The following is a 20,873-nucleotide window of genomic DNA, read 5'->3' on the forward strand; positions in this document are numbered from 1 at the left end:
GCTAACCTAACAAGAATGATAAATTTTAGATTGAAACATTTAATACCACATAAAAAAATGATTGCAACAGATGGATTCACAGAATAATTTTAAAAAATACATTCTCAATCCAAAATCCAAAATGGTATCATCTGGAATCAGGAGCAACAACTTTACTACCGTTATGATGGTTGATTGACCAACGATGATCGACATCTAGAGAGGAAAACTGGCAATTTTCTTCTAGTCGTTTTTGTTGCACGGCAGCTTTCCGGAGAGTAATAATTAACTGATTCACCTGATGCCGTAAATCTGGATTATCATTTACTGCTAACATTGTTTGTCTTTCTAAAAGTTGAAGTATAAGTTCGTAGTGGATAGGTGAAGGTAGGGGAATTTGCTCCATGAAGTTAGAGTTTCATTTCAAATTTAGGATTTTCATGAGTCAGAGTTAATGCTTGAAGTTATGAGCGGAAAAGTCTCGGCTCAAACTTCTCTCTTTTTAATGAATTGTTACATAACAAATAACTATTTGTTTAGGGCTTTGATTTGCCTAGCGATAAAGATTTGGCAAAGATATTGCTCTTTTTATGCAGCAAGCTGCTGTATATCCACGTATAGTATGCCCAATTGCCCAACTATTATGTACAGTGACCCTGTCTTTTGCAGGGTCGGTGTTTTTTCAAAAATTTCCTGAAAATAGAGACGCGATCGCCGCACCAGGATCGGGTTGTTTGACCAAAGATTCTCCAATGAGTACAGCAGATGTACCTGCTTTCACTACTAAGCTCAAGTCATCTGGTTTGTGTAGTCCTGACTCGCTGACAACAAGGATGTTTTTCTGTTGCAATTGGCTACCTCTTGCAGCCAAAAGTTGGCAAGTAGTTTCGAGGTTAACAGAAAAATCTTCCAAATTGCGATTATTGATTCCCACTAGGGAAACGCCATCTAAAGCTAACACACGGTCAAGTTCTGCCAAACTATGGACTTCAATCAAGGCTGCCATTTTTAGATTGTTGGCAATTTTCAAGAAGTATTGCAAATCTCCATCGTTAAGGATAGCCGCAATCAACAAAATCGCATCTGCACCTTGAATGCGTGCTAAATACATTTGGTACGGATAGATGATAAAATCTTTGCACAGCAAGGGCAAATCTACCGCAGCGCGAACCTTGGCTAAGTTGTCAAAGCTTCCCTGAAAAAACTTGGCATCTGTCAACACAGAAAGACAACTAGCGCCGCCTTGCTCATAAGATTGGGCGATCGCTACTGGATCGAAATCTGCTCGCAAAACCCCTTTGCTGGGAGAAGCTTTTTTGACTTCCGCAATCACTGCTGGCTTGGTTTTACCTTGATGCAAAGCTGCCACAAAATCACGGGTTGGTGGCGCGGAAAGTACCTGTTTCTGCAATTCCCGTAAAGGTAACCTTTCCCGCATTTGGTCTACTTCTTGTTCTTTATGCCAGACAATTTCTTCTAAAATATTGTTTGGCTCGGCATCAGGCACGGCAGTCTGATAACGTAATACGGATACAGTAATAGCTGGATTAGGTGAACGGCGACGGATTTGCATAAATTGGGGACTGGGGACTAGGGACTAGGGACTGGGGACTAGGGACTGGTGACTGGGGAAGAATTCTTCCCAGTACCCAATCCCCAATCCCTAAATAGCGATCGCTCGTTTATAAGCTTCGTCTAGGACTTCTGAGAGTGTCGGGTGGGCGTGAACTAGATGGGCGAGACTTTGGACAGATTGACGGTGAGCGATCGCGGCTGATGCTTCGTGAATTAAATCTGAGGCGTGGAGTCCAAAAATATGAACGCCTAAGACTTCTCCTGTGTCTTTGCGATAGATCACCTTGGCAATACCGTCGGCTTCGTTTTCTGCCAGCGCTTTGGAATTTCCTTTGTAGTAACTCCGACTGGTGGCGATTTCAAACCCTTCGGCTTGTCCCATTTCCTTAGCTGCTGTTTCTGTTAACCCTACATAGCTAACTTCTGGGTGGGTAAACGCTGCTGCGGGGATGCTGCGATAGTCTACTATCTTCTCCCTGCCAACTATGTTTTCCACTGCGATGATGCCTTGAGCAGAAGCGGCATGGGCTAACATCATTTTGCCATTAGCGTCACCAATTGCCCACAGATGCGGCACTACTTCACCTGCTGACAATACTGCCATGCGATCGTCAACTGGAATAAAATTCCGGCGATCAAGTTCTACACCCACAGACTCTAAACCGAGATTTTGCGTTGCTGGGATGCGTCCTGTAGCCACCAAGCAAGCATCTACTTCGATGACATCTAAATCTTCTTTGGTTTTGAAATCTGCTAACTCAATTACCACAGGTGAACCAGGGATAACTTTTTTAGCATATATCCCGACTTTGGTTTCAATGTCGCGGGGAGTAATCAGCACGCGTTCGGCAAGTTTGGCAATATCGCGGTCAAATCCTGGCATTAATTGGTCTAGGGCTTCAATCAAGGTGATTTCACAGCCCAAAGCTGAGTAAATATCAGAAAACTCCAAGCCGATGTAACCACTGCCAATAATTGCTATCCACTCTGGTAGTGATTCCAACTTCACACCTTGGTCGCTGGTAAACACAGTTTTACCGTCTACTTCAATTCCTGGAGGAACAAAAGGAATTGAACCAGGGGAAAGGATAATGTCTTTAGCTGTGATGGTTTTGTCACCGCCATCTCCTGCGATGGAGACTTTTTGTGTGCCAGCGATTTTTCCCCAACCCCGAATAATATCAACTCCCAGACGTTTGAGACTGTTAGTTAAGTCGCCTTGAATCTTCGAGACGAGATTTAAGGCATGATTAGCGATCGCTTGGCGATCAAATTCCACGCTTGCAACTTGAATTCCCAGCGACTTGAGGTGGTGGGCATCGCGTAACTCCCGCACACGTCCAGATGCTGCTAACAGCGCTTTAGAAGGAATACAGCCGCGATTAACACAGGTTCCTCCCATATCAGCAGCTTCAATAATCGCTGTTTTTAAACCACAACTTACGGCGTGTAGGGCTGCGCCATGTCCGCCTACACCAGCGCCGATAATTACTAAATCATAATCAAATTCTTGACTCACGTTGGTTTCCCCGTGTGCTTCGCCTATTTATTCTCAACTTGACCGACAATCAACGCAACCCCCATAACAATTATCAGTTCTCGGTTGTTAGTTTCATCGCTGGGTTTAAGCCCCTACTACATAGTTAGCAGTTATCAGCGATCGTTGAACACCAAGAACTGGTAATCAATTAAAACCCTTCACCATACGCCTGATAACTGTTCATTTAATTTAACCTTTGGGTGTTGCTAATTTACTTAAATTATGATTCAAAGTTGAATGGTGAAAAGATGGATGTTTTGAGTAATTATAGTCAAATCAACATACTTGTTTTTTTATACACCAAGGGAGTAGAGAGTGGAGACTAAGCTCCTACCTTCAGGTTATAGACTCAATCTAAAATCTTTCGAGCCAAAATCCAAAATTGTTTAATAAATTAATTTTGATTTCAATCCTGTTGTTCAGGCATAACAAATGCTTGTCGCTTAGCATGAATATTTTTCATGTGCTTTTTCACTGTATTGATAGTGATATAAAGCTTATTTGCAATTTCTTTGTAGGTGTAGTTGTTTCTGTAGAGAAACCAAATTTCTGCTTCTCGTCGTGTCAATTCAAATTTTTGAACTTCAGTGAGTACGACATGTCTCAGAGATTCGCTTTGATTTTGTATAGTTACTAATAAACAGGGTACATCAAAACCATCCAAATCAATTAGCCTAACTCGAATCCGAAAAATGTTTGACTTGTCAAGTATAAGTTCATCTGAGAAGATAATCAGTTTATCAGAAAAGCAAGATTGATTGCTAAGTAGTGATTCGCAAAGATTCCAAATAGCTGGCGGTACAAAATTATCGGGACAATTTTCTTGATGAAATTGACAAAAAAATTGGTGCGCAGAACCATTGGCATGAAGCAGTTTTCCAGTATTACTTAAAATTAAAATCCCATCTTCTAAGCCTTCAATGACTTCTTGTAAAAAATTAGAACGCTGCAAATCATAGTTGATATTTTCTAGCTGTTGTGTTTCAACTAATGTCTTTGTAAGAGTCATCATAGTAAATATTTTAACATCCCAACTGTGGTATTCATGGTACTTAGATATACATCATGAATTTTTTAGATAGTTACGCGAATAAATTTTTGATAATTACAGCTCAATTCCGCTCACAAAATGAAATTTAAGTATTGTTTTTGACAACTATTTAGAAAATACTTAAATTTCACAGTTTGTGTAGTTTTTTTAGAATTAACTTAGGCATGATTTAAATACACCTCTAAAATTGCCTATTTCGGAAGCCGTTTTTAATACATTTACGATTCGCGCCGCAGTTTTGATGTCTGTTGACTCATAGCAAGTTGCATTCGAGCAATTAAGCAACAATTGAAAATATGCAACTTTTATCGGGTGGGGGAAGCGATCGCTAGTGATATGCTTCTCTTAAAAAGCTTGCATAATTTGCCCGAACCGTCATAGTAGTAGGATGACTGACACCTAAAGTCCGTTCGCAAATTTTCAAAGCTTGCTCAAATAAAGGTTTGGCTTTTTTGTGGCGTCTTGTATGACGGTAGAGTGCTGCTAGATTATTCAGACTAATGGCGACATCAGGATGATTTCCTAACAGGCGTTTTCTCATTGCCAAAGCTTGCTGATACAGTGGTTCGGCTTGGCTATAGCGTCCTGTAGACTCGTAGAGTTGTCCTAAATTGTTTAGGCTAGTAGCAACATCGGTATGTTCTGTTCCCAGTAAACGTTTTCTCAATTTTAAAGCCTGCTTCAGCAAGGGTTCAGCTTCGCGGTAGCGTTGTGTATAACAGTAGAATGCTGCTAAATTGTTCAGGCTAGTGGCGACATGGGAATGTTCTTCGCCCACTAGGCGTTTCCACATTTCTAAAGCTTGCTGATACAAAGATTCGGCTTCGCTATAGCGTCCTGTAAATTCGTAAATTAATGCTAAATAGCTTAGGGTAGTGGCGACATCGGTATGTTCTTCTCCCAGCAAGCGTTTTCTCAGTGACAAAGCTTGCTCAAGCAAAGGTTCGGCTTCGCTATAGCGTCCTGTAGTTTCGTAGAGTGCTGCTAAATTGTTCAGGCTAGTGGCGACATCAAGATGGTTGTCTCCCAATAGGCGTTTTCTCAGTTCTAAAGCTTGCTCATACAAGGGTTCGGCTTGATTGTACCGTCCTGTAGATTCGTAGAGTACTGCTAAATTGTTTAGACTAGCAGCGACATAAGAATGTTCTGAATCAAGATGATTTTGAGTCAGTTTTACACAGCGTTGCAACCAAGGTTCTGCTTGCTGATAAAGTCCTTGACCTTGATAAAACCAAGCTAATTTGGTAAACAGAGTAATCAGATTTTCATTACTGAGATACTGGCATAGGCGGTTTGCAACTTCCGTAATGTGCGGAATATGGCGAGTGAGGTTGAGAATATCTTCAGGCCTAGGCTGTTGGGGAATTAGCTTTGCTACCTCTAACATCATTGCTGCAAATTTAGTTTTTGCTTCATCCGCTTCAGTTGATTGATTCAACTTTATTTGGAAAAGTTGCCGAATTAGAGGATTTAGACGATAAAATTCTTTACTTTTTTGCTGTAGCAAATGCAATTCTAGTAAATCGGCTATGGCTTTTTCATTGAGTTTTTGCTTTTTGTTATCTTCTATTGTTTCTAGAGATAAAGGAATGTCAGCTGAAGCACACAAACTTAGCAAACAGCCAAAGCTTTGGGCATTCTCATCCAACTGTTCCCAACTCAATTCAAAAACTTCAGCTACAGCGTATTTATGAGGCATCAATGAGTTAGCATTGACTACTGCTTGATGTTCCTCTCGCTTTTTTTCTAACCGCTTGAGCAGTATTTTCAGAGATAAATCTGGCATTTTATTGAGATATCGCCCCACTAACTCTAACGCTAAAGGCAAGTATCCCAAAAACTTACAAATTCTTCTTGCAACCCAAGCTTCTTGTTGCAGTCGTTCCCGAACCACCAGCGATTTTAATAATTTCATCGCCGCCAATGGTTTGAGAACATCCAAATCGCTATTATATTTCGCCTTCAGGTGAGCTTGTAACTTTTCAAGTTTGCCCTGACTGTTGGAAATAGCTAATTCAGGAGAATTCTGGGCAAATTTCTCATATAGTTCACCCATCCATTTTGTGAAAGCAGCAATATCAACGTTTAATTCTCTGGCAAGTTTAGCTTCTCTTTTACCTAAGTTTTCAGTTTGAAAATAGTTTACAAAAGCTGCCGTTTGCTCCAGAGATAGGCCATTAGTAGCTGCTTCTTTGGCTAGAAAATTAGCCCATTGCATAAATAGTTTGTGTAATTTATTTTTGATTCTACTTTGTCTCGATTTTAAAATCTCTTTTGTTTGAGGTAAAGATACATTGCATAGAAACGATTTAAAAGCAGTGACTAACTTTAGCCATCGCCAGTTGAGCTTCAGAAGGTGAAAGTTGAGCTTCTGAAGGTGAAAGTTGAGCTTCTGAAGGTGAAAGTTGAGCTTCTGAAGGTGAAAGTTGAGCTTCTGAAGGTGAAAGTTGAGCTTCTGAAGGTGGAAGTTGAGCTTCTGAAGGTGGAAGTTGAGCTTCTGAAGGTGAAAGTTGAGCTTCAGAAGGTGAAAGTTGAGCTTCTGAAGGTGGAAGTTGAGCTTTTGAACCTCAAATTTGGCATTTGGGACTCAAAACGACTAAGCGATGTCTACGACGGGGTAAGCCTACGCTCTATTTTTTACTGTACTTTGGATATGAGGGGGCATGAGAATCGAACCGCAAAGGACGCGAAGCAAGAGACAAGAGAAAGCGTTGCCCTTTGAAGTTACAATTGATGGGTCGCTCCTAAAATTTAAACTACAACTGTTGTGTGGCGTCAATTTGGTGTAGTTTTGGGAGAAAGGGGCGATGTTTAAGGATGTGCTTCTCTTAAAAACTTTGCATAATTTTCCCGAATCGTAATTGTATCAGGATGATCTACACCTAAAGCACGCTCAGAAATTGCCAAAGCTTGCTGATACAGAGGTTCAGCTTCGCTGTAGCGTCCTATAGAACAGTAGAGTTCTGCCAGATTGTTCAGGGTAGTGGCGACATCGGGATGGTTGTCTCCCAATAGGCGTTTTCTCAGTCCTAAAGCTTGCTGATAAAGAAGTTCAGCTTTGCTATAGCGTTCTGTAGAACGATAGACTGTTGCGAGATTGTTCAGGGTAGTGGCAACATCAGGATGGTTTTCTCCCAGTAGGCGTTTTCTCAATGTCAAAACTTGCAGATGCAAAGATTCAGCTTCGCTGTAGCGTCCTGTAGAACAGTAGAGTACTGCTAGATTGTTTAGGCTAGAGGCGACATGGGGATGGTTGTCTCCCAATAAGCGTTTTGTCAGTTCTAAAGTCTGCTGCAATAGGGGTTCAGCTTCGCTGTAGCGTCCTCTAAAACGGTAGAATAATCCCAGATTGTTCAGGCTAGTAGCGACATCGGGATCGTTATCTCCCAGTAAGCGTTTTCTCAGTTCCAAAGCTTGCTGATAAAGGGATTCAGCTTCCTTGTAGCGTCCTCTATAATCATAGACTAGTGCCAAATTGTTCAAGCTAGAGCCGACATATGGATGGTTGTCTCCCAGTAAGCGTTTTGTCAGTTCTAAATTTTGCTCTAACAAGGGTTCAGCATCACTGTAGCGTCCTATAGAATTGTACAGTAATGCCAGATTGTGTCGGCTAGCAGCAACATGCAGATGTTCTAAACCAAAACGATTTTCAGTGACTTCTACACCCTGCTGCAACCAAGGTTCTGCCTGATAATATAAGCCTTGTCCTGCATAAAACCAGCCTAACCCTCTGAATATATAAATTAAATTTTCATCGTTGACATAGCTAATCAGATGACTGGCTACTTCTTGCAGATGAGGAATAAAAGGAGTGAGTTTTTGAATTAAATCGTGGTTAGGGTATTGCGAAATTTCCTTTGCTACCTCTACCATCTGAGCAGTAAAAGCAGTTTTCACTTTGTCAGCTTCGCTTGACTCATCAAGCTTCATTTGGAAAAATTGCCGAATCAGTGGATGTAGACGATAAATTCCTTTACTTTGCCATTGTATTAAATGCAGTTTCCGCAACTGGGCTATAGCTTTCTCCTTAAGTTCTTGTTCATCGTCATCTTCTACCGCCTCAACAGAAAAAGCAATATCAGCCAAGGCATACAAACTCAGCCAACAGCCTAATCTTTGTGCATTTTCATCCAACTGTTCCCAACTCAATGCAAAAGCTTCAGCCACACCATATTCATAACGCATTAATGGGTTAGCATTAGCCACTGCTTCGTGTTCCAGTCGCTTTTTCTCTAGCCGCTTCAGCAGTTTTTCCAAAGACAAATCTGGCATTATATCTATATATCGCCCCACTAACTCTAACGCTAAAGGCAAATATCCCAAGAATTTACAAATTTTTCTCGCAACCCAAGCCTCGCTTTTCAGCCGTTCTCTATCAACCAGCGATTTTAATAATTTCATCGCCGCCAATGGTTTGAGAACACCCAAAGGCAATTGCGGCAAAGTTCTATCAAACCCCAAGCGCGTTGTCAGCAATACTTTAAACCGGGGTGATTCTGGGGGTAGATAAGGCTGAACCTGTTTTTTGTAGTCTGTAACATCATCAAATAGCAGCAGCACTTCACCTTGTTGCCAATTCTGCCAGCAATATCTCAGCCTATCTGCTAATTCCCACTCATCCGGTGCAATGAGTTTAAATTTCAGTTCCGCAAATCTGAGAATTTGAATTTCGATATCTATTCCCTGTGCAGATAAACAGCAAACTCCACCTTGATAATTCTGCAAATGCTGTTTGGCATATTGAGTAGCGAGTTCAGTTTTACCGACTCCACCCATACCCGCCACAGCTACAATTGCAACTTGCCGAGATGTTTGTAATGAGGAGTGCAGTTCTTCTAATTCCGCCTCACGTCCCACAAATTTTTCAAATGGAACAGCAGGGGGAATATTTTGATGAATTTCTTTAATTGTTRATTGTACATCTTGCCCGCCATTATATTTTGCTGTCAGGCAAGCCCGTAACTTTTCCAGCTTACCGCGACTATTAGAAGTAGCTAATTGAGGATAACTCTTGGCGAACTTGTCATACACCTCAGCCATCCGCTTTTTGAAAGCAGCTGCACCAATGTTTAATTCGCTGGCAAGTTTCGCCTCACTCTTGCCTGAGTTTTCAGTCTTCAAACGCTCTACAAAAGCTGCCGTTTGCTCTGGGGATAAGCTATTAGTAGCAGCTTCAGTGGCTAAAAAATCAGCCCATTCCATAGACAGCTTGTGAGATTTCTTCTCGATTCTACTTAATTTCTACTTTCGTTCTACTTTGTCTCGATTTCTAGGGAATCTCCTCTTCTTTGGGCAGACATAAGATTTGCATACAAACATTTAGAAGAGATTCAGCCATGAAAACTGTCTTAACAACTCCAGTCAACGCTAATCAAACCACCCAAACTTCACAATTAATCCCCGCCTCGCCAACATTAGTAGAAAATCCATCTAGCTGGATGCGAAACGGAGACAGTCCAGGTGAAATCATCATTGCAGTGGCAATTTTGACTTCAGTATCCATCGCTGGAATTGCCTCTGTGATTATCGCAATTACGGGTTTAGTTAAAACTTTACTACGTCCAACAAACAAAAAAACCAAGTAGAGGAACTAGCAAAGGCAAATTCTTCGCTTCGTTGTTATCCCGCCTCGGAATCAATTCCCAGGCTAATAGCTTAAGTCCATTCAAACGGACTAAATTTTAGTTAATTTGAGTCAGTTTTAACTAACTTGTGCTGTTAGTCTGCGATTTGAATCGCAGGTGGGCTGATGGTATGGCCTGTAATTTGAGCCTTTGAGCCTCTGAACTCGAACGTTGAGCCTGTGAACCCGAACGTTGAACCTTTAAACTCGAAAATTGAGCCTCTGAACTCGAAAGTTGAGCCTTTGAACTCGAACGTTGAACCTCTGAACTCGAACGTTGAGCCTTTGAACTCGAACGTTGAACCTCTGAACTCGAACGTTGAGCCTCTGAACTCGAACGTTGAGCCTTTGAACTCCAACGTTGAACCTGTGAACTCGAACGTTGAACCTGTGAACTCCAACGTTGAACCTGTGAACTCGAACGTTGAGCTTTTGAGGCTCGAAGTTGCACCTTTGAACTCGAACGTTGAGCCTCTGAACCTCGAAGTTGCACCTTTACCCCTCAAGTTTCAAGTTTAGTACTCAAAACAGTTAAATAAATACTCNCCCCCTGCCCCCTGCCCCCTGCCCCCTGCCTGCTTCTACTAAGGTGACTGATTTAACGCCCACTTCAACCACTGCCCAAAGGATCTGAGTAAATTCAACCGATGAACTCCAGGCGCACGGGCGGTGGCGAGTCCATCAACGGCGACTAATGCAGCGTATTGCAAGCCCAAGAAACTATCAACTGCGGCATAAGGGCCACCAAGGGTAATCGCCCCTGCCGCATACACCTGTCCTCTATCGCTACGCATTTCTACTAATTCAAAATTGTTCGCTACAGTTAATCGCCCCAGATTATTCAGTGGCAAGTTGTAATGTTTGACAAAATCTTCTAGTAGGGGACTAGCATTTACTTTGGCATCGAGTCCAGTAGCATCAATAATAAAGTCAGCCATCAACTTCATTTCCCCAAAGCTTTTTTCTCGGATATGAGTAATAGTCCGGTTTTGGGGGTCTCGTTCCACATTCAGCACTTCACCGAAGGTAATTTGATACCAGCCTTCGCTTAAACCTTGGGCAGTAATCTCCTGCCAGTCGTGTCTGTCGGCAGTGGTGGTACCACCCCAGTCTGCTAGTAAGCTTTTGCGTTCATCGGGGCTGGCTTTTTCTAACATTGCCCGGAGTTCGCCGCCCCAACAAGCTTTGGGCCAGTTAAAGGGTTGAAATTCGTAATGATTTTTGACTACGCGCTGGGCATTTTGAAATTTGTTGCCTTGGGGTTTAGGCGATCGCATTAAATGCAAAACTGAAATATTCCGATTTCGCTTTCTGGCTTCAAAAATCCGCTGCACAACCCGCGAAGCGACAATTCCCCGTCCTCGAATCAATACTGTACCACCCTGTTGCTCTAGTTGCTGATAAACGCGATCGTGTKCTTCATAAGCWTTCACAACAGATTTAAAGTCTTGATATTTTTCTCTATAAGCTTGCAAATCTGGGAGAAACTGAATTGCCGGATATCCAGTAGCTAAATGTAAATAACGACTAACTAAAAAAGCATAATTTCCTGGGGCGCGAGAATAGGCTACGCAATACCTACCATCATCGGTTTTGCGAATTGCCCGAACTCGCCCATAGCGATAAATTTGGTTCCAGCCAATGCGCTTGGCCTCTCTATCTATGGAATTAAAAACGTTACCAGCACGCGGTGTATAAGTTTCGGCAAATGTTGGTTCAGCAAACACCTGCCATAAATATTTTAATGCTGAATTTATTTGTCCTTTGGTGGAGTCACTCCAAGCTTCGCGCAAGGCATAACTCGGCCAGCCCCAAATATTATCAGGACAAGAATCAGAATTTGAGCGCAGTCTTTCATGTAAAGGAATTTGGGAATTCAGACACAGGCGCTTATAACGGGCATAAGGTTCGGCTTCTAATCCCACAGCTACAATCTTGTCAGCACGCACACCACTAATTCGCAGCAAATCAATCCAAACAAAGTTACCCAGTCCTGCCCCGATCGCTAGATAATCAGATTCATCCACTGGCAGTCCAGTAGCATAAAGCGCTTGCACGGGAACTTTTTCTACTTGAAAAACTGGTGGCGGAAAATTGGTACCTGCCGAGATTCCAGGCTGGACTACAGGCAAACTGGGGTCTGGAGTATTGGTATTTGGGTTAAAGCGAATCGTTGAAGGGGGGCTGGTATCTGGTTCGGTGAAACTAGGTGCAAACTTGACTGTAATCACATAGGGGCCAATTTGCAACGTATCGCCATTAGTCAGAACACTGCGCTTTTGTTGTATCCCGTTGACATAGACACCGTTAACGCTGCCTTGGTCAATCACCACCAGATGATTGAGTTCCCAGTCAACTAGGGCATGGTAGCGAGAAACTTCATTACTATTAAGCAGCATCCTCGAAACCCGCTGTCCTCCTACTTCAGCAGGTAACCGGGCGAATTCCCGACCAAAGGCGATCGGTATACTCAACATTGGTTCTCGTCGTTCTCCGGTTGCTGGATCTTCCCAACTTAATTGGATTTGTAGCTGATTAGTCATTGGTCATTTGTCATTTGTCATTGGATTTATCCCCCCATCCTCCCATCCCCCTAACTACCCGGCGCTACTAACACACTCATCGCCGCAGCCAAAGAAGTCCCGCACCAAGGACAGCCAATTTGTAGATACTCTGGCGGGGAAACTTTGTGACATTTGGGACATTCTAAGCCATAAACTCCTAGCGGTGGTGCGGGGGGTGTTGGTGGATGATGGTGATGGTGATGGTGATGTCCGCTAGTCACTGGTTGGGGGTTGACTGCTGGGGGTTGGGGTGGCACCAAAATTGTTGCCGGAATGTTGTTGGAAACACCAGTAACTTTGAGTTGTATTTGTCCTAAAGAGATACTAGTGCCGTCAGCTAAAGGCATTTCACCTTGGACTAATTGCCGTCCATCGACCAACGGGGGATTTTGCGATCGCAAGTTCCTAACATAAAAGCGCTGTTGCTGGTTATGAAAAAATATTTCAATATGCAAACCAGATACAGTAGGATTATTCAGAACAATATCGCACCGCTGGGGATCGCGACCGATGCGGACAGTACCAAAATTTTTACTTGGCTGTTGCTCGTAAATGTTCTGAGTTTTATCTTCACCTGCATCGTGCCACTGTAAAGTTAGTGCGTTCATTGTTCTAACTTCTTAATTGGTATTTAGTTACTTCAACTTGTTTCTGTGCGATTCCTAACACGATTCACTAGGTGCAAGCAAGTATTTAAAAAAAACTTCAATAACCTTTATCTTGCTGATGCTAATTTATCAGCAATGCGTGTAGTTTCTGGCAGGCGATATTTCGGTGTGCAGCGTAATACATACTCAATTGCTGTAGGTACACTGATTCGATGGCCACTGGAGATGTACAAGGGTTTTACTCCTGTGCGCGATCGCAAAACTGCTCCAATTATTTCACCTTGATCGATTAGCGATCGCCAGTTACCTCTGGTTTCTGGTAATTCTTCATGCTTACCAATCAACAATGACTTAGCTACACCAATTGTCGGTATATCCACAAGTAACCCTAAATGGCTTGCTATCCCAAATCTCCGAGGATGGGCAATTCCCTGCCCGTCGCACAGAATTAGATCTGGTGTTGTTTTAATTTTCTCTAAAGCATCTAGCACAGCGGGAATTTCTCGAAATGAAAGGAAACCAGGAATATAAGGAAAGGTTGTAGGACGGTAGGCTAGGCTTGTTTCAGTTATTTGCAAATCAGGAAAACTCAGTACTGCCACAGCTGCACGGCTAATGGTGCCATCGGCTTCAAAACCCATATCCACACCAGCAACATACTGCACGGGTTCTTGCAGTCTATCCGATGTAATTACCTGATTTCGCAATTGTTCTTGGATAGCTATGGCTTCGTCCACTGTCGAAGGCCAAGCATGATGTTGATAAATCTTCATATTTTAAATTCAATTAAAAAAGTATTTTTTCCAAAATCGTTAGTGATAGCAGTGTATCTACAAATTAGATTATTTATTCAACTTGTATCACTTTTTAGGAAGGTATAGCCTTTTGGCTATATCACTTAATTTACCAGAACAAATATGCGTAACAATAGCCGGATTCCTAGCAATAACTTGAAATATAGCTTTTATCTTATAGGAGGAATAAGTTTATTAATTTTGGCAATAATTATCCGCCCTTTTACTATTGTCAATGCAGGCGAACGGGGCGTTATTATGAAGTTCGGTAAAGTCCAGGATCAAGTTTTAGATGAAGGCATTCACCCAATTCTACCGATTGTGACATCAGTCAAAAGATTGAGTGTGCGCGTGCAGCAAAATACTTTTCAATCTGATGCTGCTTCTAAAGACCTCCAGAAACTCACGACACAAATTGCTGTCAACTGGCATATTGAGCCGAACCGAGTCAATAAAGTTTTTCAACAAATTGGGGAGCAAGAGCAAATTATTACAGGAATTATCACTCCAGCTGTATCTGAAGTTTTGAAAGCAGCAACATCTAAAAAAACAGCTGAAGAAATTATTACTAAGAGAACTGAACTTAAAGAAGAAATTGATAAGACTCTGAAAACTCGTTTGGCAGCATATAGTTTGATAGTAGATGATGTTTCTTTGGTAGACTTCGCATTTTCTCCAGAGTTTGGTAAAGCTATTGAATCCAAACAAATAGCAGAACAAGAGGCTAAACAGGCTGGATTTATTGCCCAAAAAGCAACTCAAGAAGCTCAAGCAGAAATCAATCGTGCCAAAGGTCAAGCAGAAGCGCAAAGATTACAGAGGTTAACTTTAACTCCAGAATTATTACAGAAGCAAGCAATAGAAAAATGGGATGGTCGTTTTCCAATGGTGATTGGTGGTAACGGCTCAGTACCATTAATTAATATTAATCCTAGCAATTTGGCAAGTACAGAAAATAAATAGTAATTTTTAACAATGTTATTTAAGCTTGTTAAAAGGGAATCCTGAGAATATAAGTTTATTTTCTCAGGTTTTTTCTTTTATTGCTATGACTCAGTTAAATATTGTAGAACTTGCAAAACAGGGAGATGTAGGGGCGATCGCATCTCTGATGAACCGCCATCTACAACCCAAAGGGATTGCTGCTAAAGTTGCCTTCAAGGATGCTTACTTGGAGGTAATACTAGAATCTACCGAAGTACCAAATCAGCAAACCTTGGTAGCATTTGTCTGTAAAGGGTTAACTAAATTAGGGGCTATGTCTGTTCAAAAAGTAAAGATTTACGGACAGCAAAATGGAAAAAACTTTTATGCTTGGATTAAAGATTTTGATTTAGGAATAACAGAACCTGACACAGATTTAGAGGATAATCAACAATTTAGTAACAATTCTCAGATTTTAACTCTTTCTATTAATTTAAGTGGTAATATTGCTCGGGAGTTAAAAACTGAAGATTTTGAAAATATTGCTAATAAAATAATCAATGATATTCTCTACTCTTGTGATGATATTTTAATTGAAAAAATAAGTATTAGTAATGAAAACTGTGTAATTTCAAAAGAGCGTTAGTCTTCATCTTTTTAAGAAGAATGTAATAAAGTTAATATAACTATATATGCTTAAAACATATAGTTATAATTTTTGTGAATGAATATATTGTATTATTTTCACCAATAAATGGGGAATCCTAAGATAAATGATAATTTATCAAAATTTTGTATTTATTAGTTATGACACAACCGAATATTTTAGAACTTGCTAAACAGGGAGATCCACAAGCGATCGCCGGGCAAACTGCTAATATTTGGGAAGATAGTACGTTTTTCCGTACTTGGACATAGATAATTAGAAGCTGTCCTTGCATTTAATGCAGCACATATTTTCGTGTTGAGAGTTGACGCTTAAGTGTTAACTGTCAGCAGTCAACAAACCTCATTCATTAGTTGCTGCTTCTAACCAAATTTCTACATCATCTGCTAGCAACTTTTGTGCAGCTTCTAGCATTGATGCTGCGATATCTTTGAGGTCTTCGCGATTATTCAAGTAAGTTTTCAAGGCTTCCATTGGGTCAATGCTACTACTAGCACTCAATTCCGGAATTCGGGGCCTGGCTAATTGACTCACTAATTCTGCTTGTATGGTGTAGGTGTGAGCTGGACTCAAAGCACTATGTAGAGAAGAACTTTCAATTAAATCCATCTGCTCAGAGCGGAGTTTGTAAATTAGCCGCACTACAGCATCTTCAATATCATACTTGGCGATCGCTTTGATTAATACCGCTTGAGGATCGTCTGCTTTGGAGACATCCACCTCAATTGTGCAAAAATCCCGAACTAGTAACTGACAGAATTCCCACTCTGCTTTACCCCGCTCCAGTTCTATCATTACATAGCCTTTGTCTTCTTTTTCTTCACTAAAGTCTACCCGCTCAATACTCCCTGGATAAATTACTGGCGGGTTATTAGATTTATTCAAATTTTGATGACGATGGACATGTCCTAAAGCTACATAATCAAAACAAGGTCGCGTCAATAAAGATAGCGGTAGAGTAAAGCCTTTACCCACTGCCAAGTAGCGTTCTGCTCCCAAGGTAGCATTGTCAGCCATCAAATGAGCCAAAAGTACAGTTGGCACATCCGGGTCAAGACGGCGAATTTCCCCTTCTATAACAACTTGCAAGCGTTCGGTTAACAGTTGGTTGACTTCCGCCAAAGATAAACCTTCAGTTTCTTGGCGAGTCATCAATGTGGAACGAGTCAGCCAAGGAAGGGTAATTACTTGTACTTTGCCATTGACGGTTTCTATGCAGTGTGTGGTTAATGTATCACCGACAATAAAACCAGGCACTCCCAAGGTGCGGTAAATACATAAGCTCGCTCCTCCTAGTCCTTGGGAATGTTGGTCGTGATTCCCTACTAACAGCACTGTCGGAATATTGGCATCTACCAGACGGCGAAACTGGCTAGCAAAAGCTTGTTGTACATAAGGTGGTGGTGTGGCATCCGGAAAAGCATCGCCACCGAATATTACTAGATCCACGGGATCTGCGATCGCCTGGTCAATACATCGAGATAATGTATTGACAAAATCCTCCAATCGTGTGTTTAATCCAGTTGCGGGATTAATTCGTCCGTGGGAAAAGCCGCTTCCCATGTGAATGTCGGAAAGGTGGAGGATTTTTATCATACTTGTCCTTTGTCTTTAGTCATTTGTCTTTGAAGTTCTAATCTCACAAAGCCTAATCTCAGACTTATCTCTCTGTCTAAATACTAATGACAAATGACTAATTACTAATGACTAAATATGAATTCCGCATTCTGTTTTATTGCTTCCCCGCCAGCGTCCAGCGCGTTCGTCTTCGCCATCTGCTACTTTGGTGGTGATGGGTTTATCCCCGATGCTGGGATAACCTTGGTCGTGTAAGGGATTGTAGATGACTCCGTGTTCAGCAACGTAAAGCCAGCTGTCTTTGCGTGTCCAGGCAGCTATAGGATTTACTTTCAAACGATTCTTGCCGTCTAATTCAAATATGGGCATATTAGCACGGGTTACTGCTTGGTCGCGGCGGCGTCCAGTAATCCAAGCGACGCTGTTGAGTTCGTCTAAACCCCGTAGCAGTGGTTCAATTTTAGTAATTTCGTGGAATTTGAGAATATCTTTGTCCCAGAGTGCATCGCCAAACTTGGCTTCAAAAGTTTCGGGGCTGTCTGCTTCTAAAGTTTTGTAAGTTTGCAAATCTAAGTTGTATATTTGTTTGGCTTTAGCAACTAGTTCTAAGGTTTCGTCGAAGTGGTACAGGGTATCGAGAAGTATTACGGGAACCGGAAACTTGAGTTCGCTGTAAAGGATATGGGTAATTACCATGTCATCCACATTAAAGGCGCTAGTTTGCACCAGTCCTGTGGGGATATTTTCTACAGACCATGCCAAGATTTGTTTCGGGGTGGCAGTTTCAAATTCCTGGTTTAATTTTTCTAAGTCAAAAGCGATCGTTTCGTTTTTAGATGCTGTGGAAACTGTCATGGTAATTTTCTGTTCAAATAATTTCTACCTTGATTAAGATTTATTTTACTGTATAAAGGCGCGTATTCCGCTAGGAGATCAGGTAATTATAGTATTCGGAAATTACTACACTTTGGGAAATCAGGAGCCTTGCCAAAGACGTTTTTCTTAGCTGCGGTTAAGAGTTAGAAGTTATTCTCCTTTTACAGGTTTGCCCGTGTGCCCAATGCCACTATTAAGTATTAAATAAGTAAAAACTACAGTATTTATGAAGAAAGTTTACAGTAATTTAAGTTTTACAGGTTTTTTATGGATATATATACTGATTTTGATATGGTTAAGAAACAGTTAACCAAAAGGATTTTACTTAAATGAATAATTCAAAATTCCGCAATCCATTAAGTGAATCTATAATTATGGGCGCTTTAATCGCGTTAACCAGCGTTAGTGTGATCACGATAGTGAACCTTTTCTAAAATAAAAAATTCTAATTTTAATAACAAAACTTTACATAGCCCTGCTCAAAACTGAGTAGGGTTTTTAGATTTTTTTACAGCTTTGCTAGTTAGCACTAATGGCCTATTGGCGCTTTTGCTCCTGCGCCGCCTTTGCCCAGGAATAATAACAGAGGTAATGAGCAAAGGAAGGCGATGCCTACCACTCGAAAGCAATCTGCGTAAGATAAAACAGCAGCTTGAGTATCAACTATTTGACTTAATAAAGTTAGTGCTTGTTGTTGAGATGTTGTTGCATCCATACCTTGGCTTTGGAGTACCCCGTTGAGTATATCAAGGCGCTGATTGGTTTCTGGGTCATAAGGAGTCAGTTTTGTTACCAGAACGGCTCGATGAAAAGCTTCTCGTCGGTCAAGGAGAGTCGTGAGTAGGGCAATGCCGATGCTACCACCTAATTGTCGGGTAAGGTTGTAGAACCCAGAGCCAGCTGAAATATCTTGCTTGGGTAGCGGCCCTAAAGTTGCCAGACTTAAGGGAAGAAACATCAATACAGTAAAAGCCCCACGCCATACCAATGGCCAAAATAAATCATCTGTGCCGGTTTGTGGGGTAATTGCTGCTAATTGAAACATGACTCCAGACGAGCCGACAGCGCCCATTGAAATTAATATTCTGGCATCGATTATGCTAGAGAGTTTGCCTAATATAACCATGACGATCGCAGATGCCAAAGCACCAGGCGCTAACAATAGTCCTGTCTGCGTTGCCGTAAAGTGTAGTATACTCTGAGCAAATATGGGTACGGCAAATAGTGTGCCATAAAGCCCCATCCCCACCATTGCGGATAAAACACTTCCAGCAGCTAAAGAACGATGACGCAAAACTCTCAAATCAACCGCAGGATGGGCTATTCTCAATTCCTGCCAAATAAATAATCCCAATCCGATAGCGCTAGCCACAGCCAAGCTAGTGATAAAATCAGAGGAAAACCAGTCATCCTTCTCTCCTTCCTCTAACAGAGTTTGCATACAACTGATCGCAATCACCAAAAACCCAATCCCGAACCAATCGACGACTTTGCTTTGTGTTTGGCTTTTGTCTTTGTCTTTGGGCAAAAATACTAAAGACATCGCTACTGCAACAATCCCGAAGGGAATATTAACAAAGAAAATCCAGCGCCAGCCCAAACCATCTACTAAAAATCCGCCTAAGGTTGGGCCGATGGCTGGCCCAGCAATTACACCCACCCCAAAAACTGCTTGAGCTAAACCCTGTTCCGCAGGTGGAAAAGTCTCGAACAAAATTGCTTGGGCTTTAGCTAGCAACCCGCCACCACATAAACCTTGAAGAATTCGAGAAATCACCAGCATCGGTAAATTCAATGCTAACCCGCATAAAACCGAAGCAATGGTAAAGCCAATCAAGGAGAAGATAAAGTAAGTTTTGCGCCCAAAGTAATCTCCCAGCCATGCAGACAAGGGAATTAAAACAACGTTAGCGATCGCATATCCAGTCACCACCCAACTCACTTCAGTGACAGTTGCACCCAGACTAGCTTGGATATCAGTTAAGGCAACGTTAACAATACTGGTGTCAATCACTTCCAAGATGGCACCAAGGGAAGCTGTAAAAGCGATCGCCCACTTTAAAGGCCCCTGGACATAACCAAATTGGTCAAAGGTAGAATTTTTAATATTAGTAGCCATTATTACAAGTAGTATTTCACAGATTGTCAGAGCAATCTCCAAACCAAAATGAGATCTCCTATACATACGCTACGGTAGCGTATCATATTAAAATGGTCAAGGGAGGCTTGCATAAAAAGCAACAGAAATACTGATACTAAAGATGGATGGTCACTGGGATGATATTTTTATGAGTAACCAAATCAACAGTTCCTCTGGACGCCCACGTAGCATCCATGCCGACCAAGCTATTTTGCAAGCGACCTTAGACTTGCTTGCAGAGGTGGGATATCAAAGCATGAGTATAGAAGCGATCGCTGCTCGTGCTGGGGTTGGTAAAACCACCATTTATCGGCGTTACACTTCCAAAGAAGAACTAGTTGCAGACGCGATAGAAAGTCTCAGAGATGATTCAGCGATCCCCGATACCGGGATCTTTTGGGGAGACATGGATATCGTCATCAAAAATGCTACCAGAAAAATAGATAGTCCCCTTGGTCGGCAAACACTCGCATTGATTATCAGCACAGCATCTAGCAATCCTGAGTTTGCCAAAGTTTACTGGACAAAATATACAAAACTCCGACGTGAAGCCTTTGCGAAAATACTTGAGCGTGCCAAATCTAGAGGGGAAATTCACGACGAGGCTGATATAGACTTAATTATCGACCTGATGAGTGGGTCACTATATTATGCACTGATTTTCAAACCCACCACCGAGCCGGTAGAAGCGTACATGCGCCGCACGATGAATCTTCTCATGAAGGGAGTGGGGATTGGGGATGAGGGCACAGAGGCAGGGGGGCAGAGGAGCAAGGGGGCAGAGGAGCAGGGGGGCGAATAATAACTTCATATTTAACAGTCAACAGGAGCCAGTGCGTTGCAGGGGTTACCCCGTTGTTCGCACAGCGTCTTTGTAGCAACTCGCGTTCAACAGTCAGTACTACCAATGCCCATTTTCAACTTGTTGCCAAAATAACTTTTCATGAATCGTCC

At 41.8% G+C, this 20,873-nt stretch carries 18 protein-coding genes; 6 read left to right on the plus strand and 12 right to left on the minus strand.

The window, feature by feature from the left end:
• Positions 1-127 precede the first annotated feature (127 nt).
• The 5 genes from FCR06_RS02270 to FCR06_RS02290 all read right to left on the minus strand — a co-directional run bounded on the left by FCR06_RS02270 (position 128) and on the right by FCR06_RS02290 (position 6,363).
• Positions 128-385, minus strand: coding sequence for a DUF5340 domain-containing protein (locus tag FCR06_RS02270; RefSeq protein WP_138497243.1), 258 nt, complete (start codon positions 383-385; stop codon positions 128-130).
• 276 nt (positions 386-661) lie between these two features.
• Positions 662-1,552: an indole-3-glycerol phosphate synthase TrpC gene (trpC, locus tag FCR06_RS02275; protein WP_138497244.1), complete on the minus strand. Its 891-nt coding sequence runs from the start codon at positions 1,550-1,552 to the stop codon at positions 662-664.
• Positions 1,553-1,642: 90 nt separating this feature from the next.
• Positions 1,643-3,073, minus strand: coding sequence for a dihydrolipoyl dehydrogenase (gene lpdA, locus FCR06_RS02280; protein WP_138497245.1), 1,431 nt, complete (start codon positions 3,071-3,073; stop codon positions 1,643-1,645).
• 427 nt (positions 3,074-3,500) lie between these two features.
• A complete protein-coding gene (locus tag FCR06_RS02285) occupies positions 3,501-4,106 on the minus strand; it encodes a LuxR C-terminal-related transcriptional regulator (RefSeq protein WP_138497246.1) in 606 nt (201 codons plus the stop codon).
• A gap of 367 nt (positions 4,107-4,473) precedes the next feature.
• Complete coding sequence (locus FCR06_RS02290; protein WP_138497247.1) at positions 4,474-6,363, minus strand: tetratricopeptide repeat protein; 1,890 nt, start codon at positions 6,361-6,363, stop codon at positions 4,474-4,476.
• A 138-nt stretch (positions 6,364-6,501) separates the two neighbouring features.
• Here FCR06_RS02290 and FCR06_RS02295 point away from each other — a divergent pair, with 138 nt between their 5' ends.
• On the plus strand, positions 6,502-6,867 hold the full coding sequence (locus tag FCR06_RS02295) for a hypothetical protein (protein WP_138497248.1): 366 nt from the start codon (positions 6,502-6,504) through the stop codon (positions 6,865-6,867).
• Between the two features lie 89 nt (positions 6,868-6,956).
• Here the strand turns inward: FCR06_RS02295 and FCR06_RS02300 are convergent, their stop codons facing one another.
• Positions 6,957-9,347, minus strand: a complete 2,391-nt coding sequence (locus tag FCR06_RS02300) for a tetratricopeptide repeat protein (protein ID WP_138497249.1) — start codon at positions 9,345-9,347, stop codon at positions 6,957-6,959.
• 134 nt (positions 9,348-9,481) lie between these two features.
• On the opposite strand from FCR06_RS02300, the gene FCR06_RS02305 reads away from it, so the two are divergent.
• Together FCR06_RS02305 and FCR06_RS02310 are read left to right on the plus strand one after the other, a co-directional pair.
• The gene (locus tag FCR06_RS02305; protein ID WP_138497250.1) at positions 9,482-9,730 is read left to right on the plus strand and encodes a hypothetical protein; all 249 of its coding nucleotides are present in this window, start codon (positions 9,482-9,484) and stop codon (positions 9,728-9,730) included.
• Positions 9,731-9,948: 218 nt separating this feature from the next.
• Positions 9,949-10,287: a hypothetical protein gene (locus FCR06_RS02310; RefSeq protein WP_138497251.1), complete on the plus strand. Its 339-nt coding sequence runs from the start codon at positions 9,949-9,951 to the stop codon at positions 10,285-10,287.
• A 65-nt stretch (positions 10,288-10,352) separates the two neighbouring features.
• Here FCR06_RS02310 and FCR06_RS02315 read toward each other — a convergent pair whose 3' ends face one another.
• The 3 genes from FCR06_RS02315 to nfi all read right to left on the minus strand — a co-directional run bounded on the left by FCR06_RS02315 (position 10,353) and on the right by nfi (position 13,713).
• On the minus strand, positions 10,353-12,311 hold the full coding sequence (locus FCR06_RS02315) for an FHA domain-containing protein (RefSeq protein WP_138497252.1): 1,959 nt from the start codon (positions 12,309-12,311) through the stop codon (positions 10,353-10,355).
• A 50-nt stretch (positions 12,312-12,361) separates the two neighbouring features.
• The gene (locus tag FCR06_RS02320; RefSeq protein ID WP_138497253.1) at positions 12,362-12,940 is read right to left on the minus strand and encodes an FHA domain-containing protein; all 579 of its coding nucleotides are present in this window, start codon (positions 12,938-12,940) and stop codon (positions 12,362-12,364) included.
• Between the two features lie 107 nt (positions 12,941-13,047).
• Entirely contained in the window at positions 13,048-13,713 is a 666-nt protein-coding gene (gene nfi / locus FCR06_RS02325; protein WP_138497254.1) for a deoxyribonuclease V, read from the minus strand.
• A gap of 144 nt (positions 13,714-13,857) precedes the next feature.
• Here nfi and FCR06_RS02330 point away from each other — a divergent pair, with 144 nt between their 5' ends.
• Together FCR06_RS02330 and FCR06_RS02335 are read left to right on the plus strand one after the other, a co-directional pair.
• Positions 13,858-14,697 carry a prohibitin family protein gene (locus FCR06_RS02330; RefSeq protein WP_138497255.1) on the plus strand — a complete coding sequence of 280 codons (840 nt, stop codon included), beginning with the start codon at positions 13,858-13,860 and terminating at the stop codon, positions 14,695-14,697.
• 25 nt (positions 14,698-14,722) lie between these two features.
• Positions 14,723-15,304: a hypothetical protein gene (locus tag FCR06_RS02335; protein WP_223280015.1), complete on the plus strand. Its 582-nt coding sequence runs from the start codon at positions 14,723-14,725 to the stop codon at positions 15,302-15,304.
• 363 nt (positions 15,305-15,667) lie between these two features.
• Here the strand turns inward: FCR06_RS02335 and sbcD are convergent, their stop codons facing one another.
• From sbcD to FCR06_RS02350, 3 genes are all read right to left on the minus strand, one after another.
• Positions 15,668-16,921, minus strand: a complete 1,254-nt coding sequence (gene sbcD, locus FCR06_RS02340; protein WP_138497256.1) for an exonuclease subunit SbcD — start codon at positions 16,919-16,921, stop codon at positions 15,668-15,670.
• A gap of 111 nt (positions 16,922-17,032) precedes the next feature.
• On the minus strand, positions 17,033-17,758 hold the full coding sequence (gene cysH, locus FCR06_RS02345) for a phosphoadenosine phosphosulfate reductase (protein WP_138497257.1): 726 nt from the start codon (positions 17,756-17,758) through the stop codon (positions 17,033-17,035).
• A gap of 550 nt (positions 17,759-18,308) precedes the next feature.
• The gene (locus tag FCR06_RS02350) at positions 18,309-19,898 is read right to left on the minus strand and encodes a DHA2 family efflux MFS transporter permease subunit (protein WP_138497258.1); all 1,590 of its coding nucleotides are present in this window, start codon (positions 19,896-19,898) and stop codon (positions 18,309-18,311) included.
• A gap of 169 nt (positions 19,899-20,067) precedes the next feature.
• Between FCR06_RS02350 and FCR06_RS02355 the strand changes: the two genes are divergently transcribed.
• Positions 20,068-20,721 (plus strand): TetR/AcrR family transcriptional regulator, encoded by a 654-nt coding sequence (locus FCR06_RS02355; protein WP_138497259.1) that lies wholly within the window; start codon positions 20,068-20,070, stop codon positions 20,719-20,721.
• The last annotated feature ends 152 nt before the right edge of the window (positions 20,722-20,873 follow it).

The organism is Nostoc sp. PA-18-2419 (assembly GCF_005869855.1).
Lineage (GTDB): Bacteria > Cyanobacteriota > Cyanobacteriia > Cyanobacteriales > Nostocaceae > Nostoc.

Excerpts from the sequence above, each read along its gene's own strand:
- FCR06_RS02305 (WP_138497250.1), top strand. The coding sequence starts at position 9,482 with ATGAAAACTGTCTTAACAACTCCAGTCAACGCTAATCAAACCACCCAA.
- sbcD (WP_138497256.1), bottom strand. The coding sequence starts at position 16,921 with ATGATAAAAATCCTCCACCTTTCCGACATTCACATGGGAAGCGGCTTT.
- FCR06_RS02330 (WP_138497255.1), top strand. The coding sequence starts at position 13,858 with ATGCGTAACAATAGCCGGATTCCTAGCAATAACTTGAAATATAGCTTT.
- FCR06_RS02285 (WP_138497246.1), bottom strand. The coding sequence starts at position 4,106 with ATGATGACTCTTACAAAGACATTAGTTGAAACACAACAGCTAGAAAAT.
- FCR06_RS02270 (WP_138497243.1), bottom strand. The coding sequence starts at position 385 with ATGGAGCAAATTCCCCTACCTTCACCTATCCACTACGAACTTATACTT.
- trpC (WP_138497244.1), bottom strand. The coding sequence starts at position 1,552 with ATGCAAATCCGTCGCCGTTCACCTAATCCAGCTATTACTGTATCCGTA.
- nfi (WP_138497254.1), bottom strand. The coding sequence starts at position 13,713 with ATGAAGATTTATCAACATCATGCTTGGCCTTCGACAGTGGACGAAGCC.
- FCR06_RS02355 (WP_138497259.1), top strand. The coding sequence starts at position 20,068 with ATGAGTAACCAAATCAACAGTTCCTCTGGACGCCCACGTAGCATCCAT.
- FCR06_RS02320 (WP_138497253.1), bottom strand. The coding sequence starts at position 12,940 with ATGAACGCACTAACTTTACAGTGGCACGATGCAGGTGAAGATAAAACT.
- FCR06_RS02350 (WP_138497258.1), bottom strand. The coding sequence starts at position 19,898 with ATGGCTACTAATATTAAAAATTCTACCTTTGACCAATTTGGTTATGTC.
- cysH (WP_138497257.1), bottom strand. The coding sequence starts at position 17,758 with ATGACAGTTTCCACAGCATCTAAAAACGAAACGATCGCTTTTGACTTA.
- FCR06_RS02290 (WP_138497247.1), bottom strand. The coding sequence starts at position 6,363 with ATGCAATGGGCTAATTTTCTAGCCAAAGAAGCAGCTACTAATGGCCTA.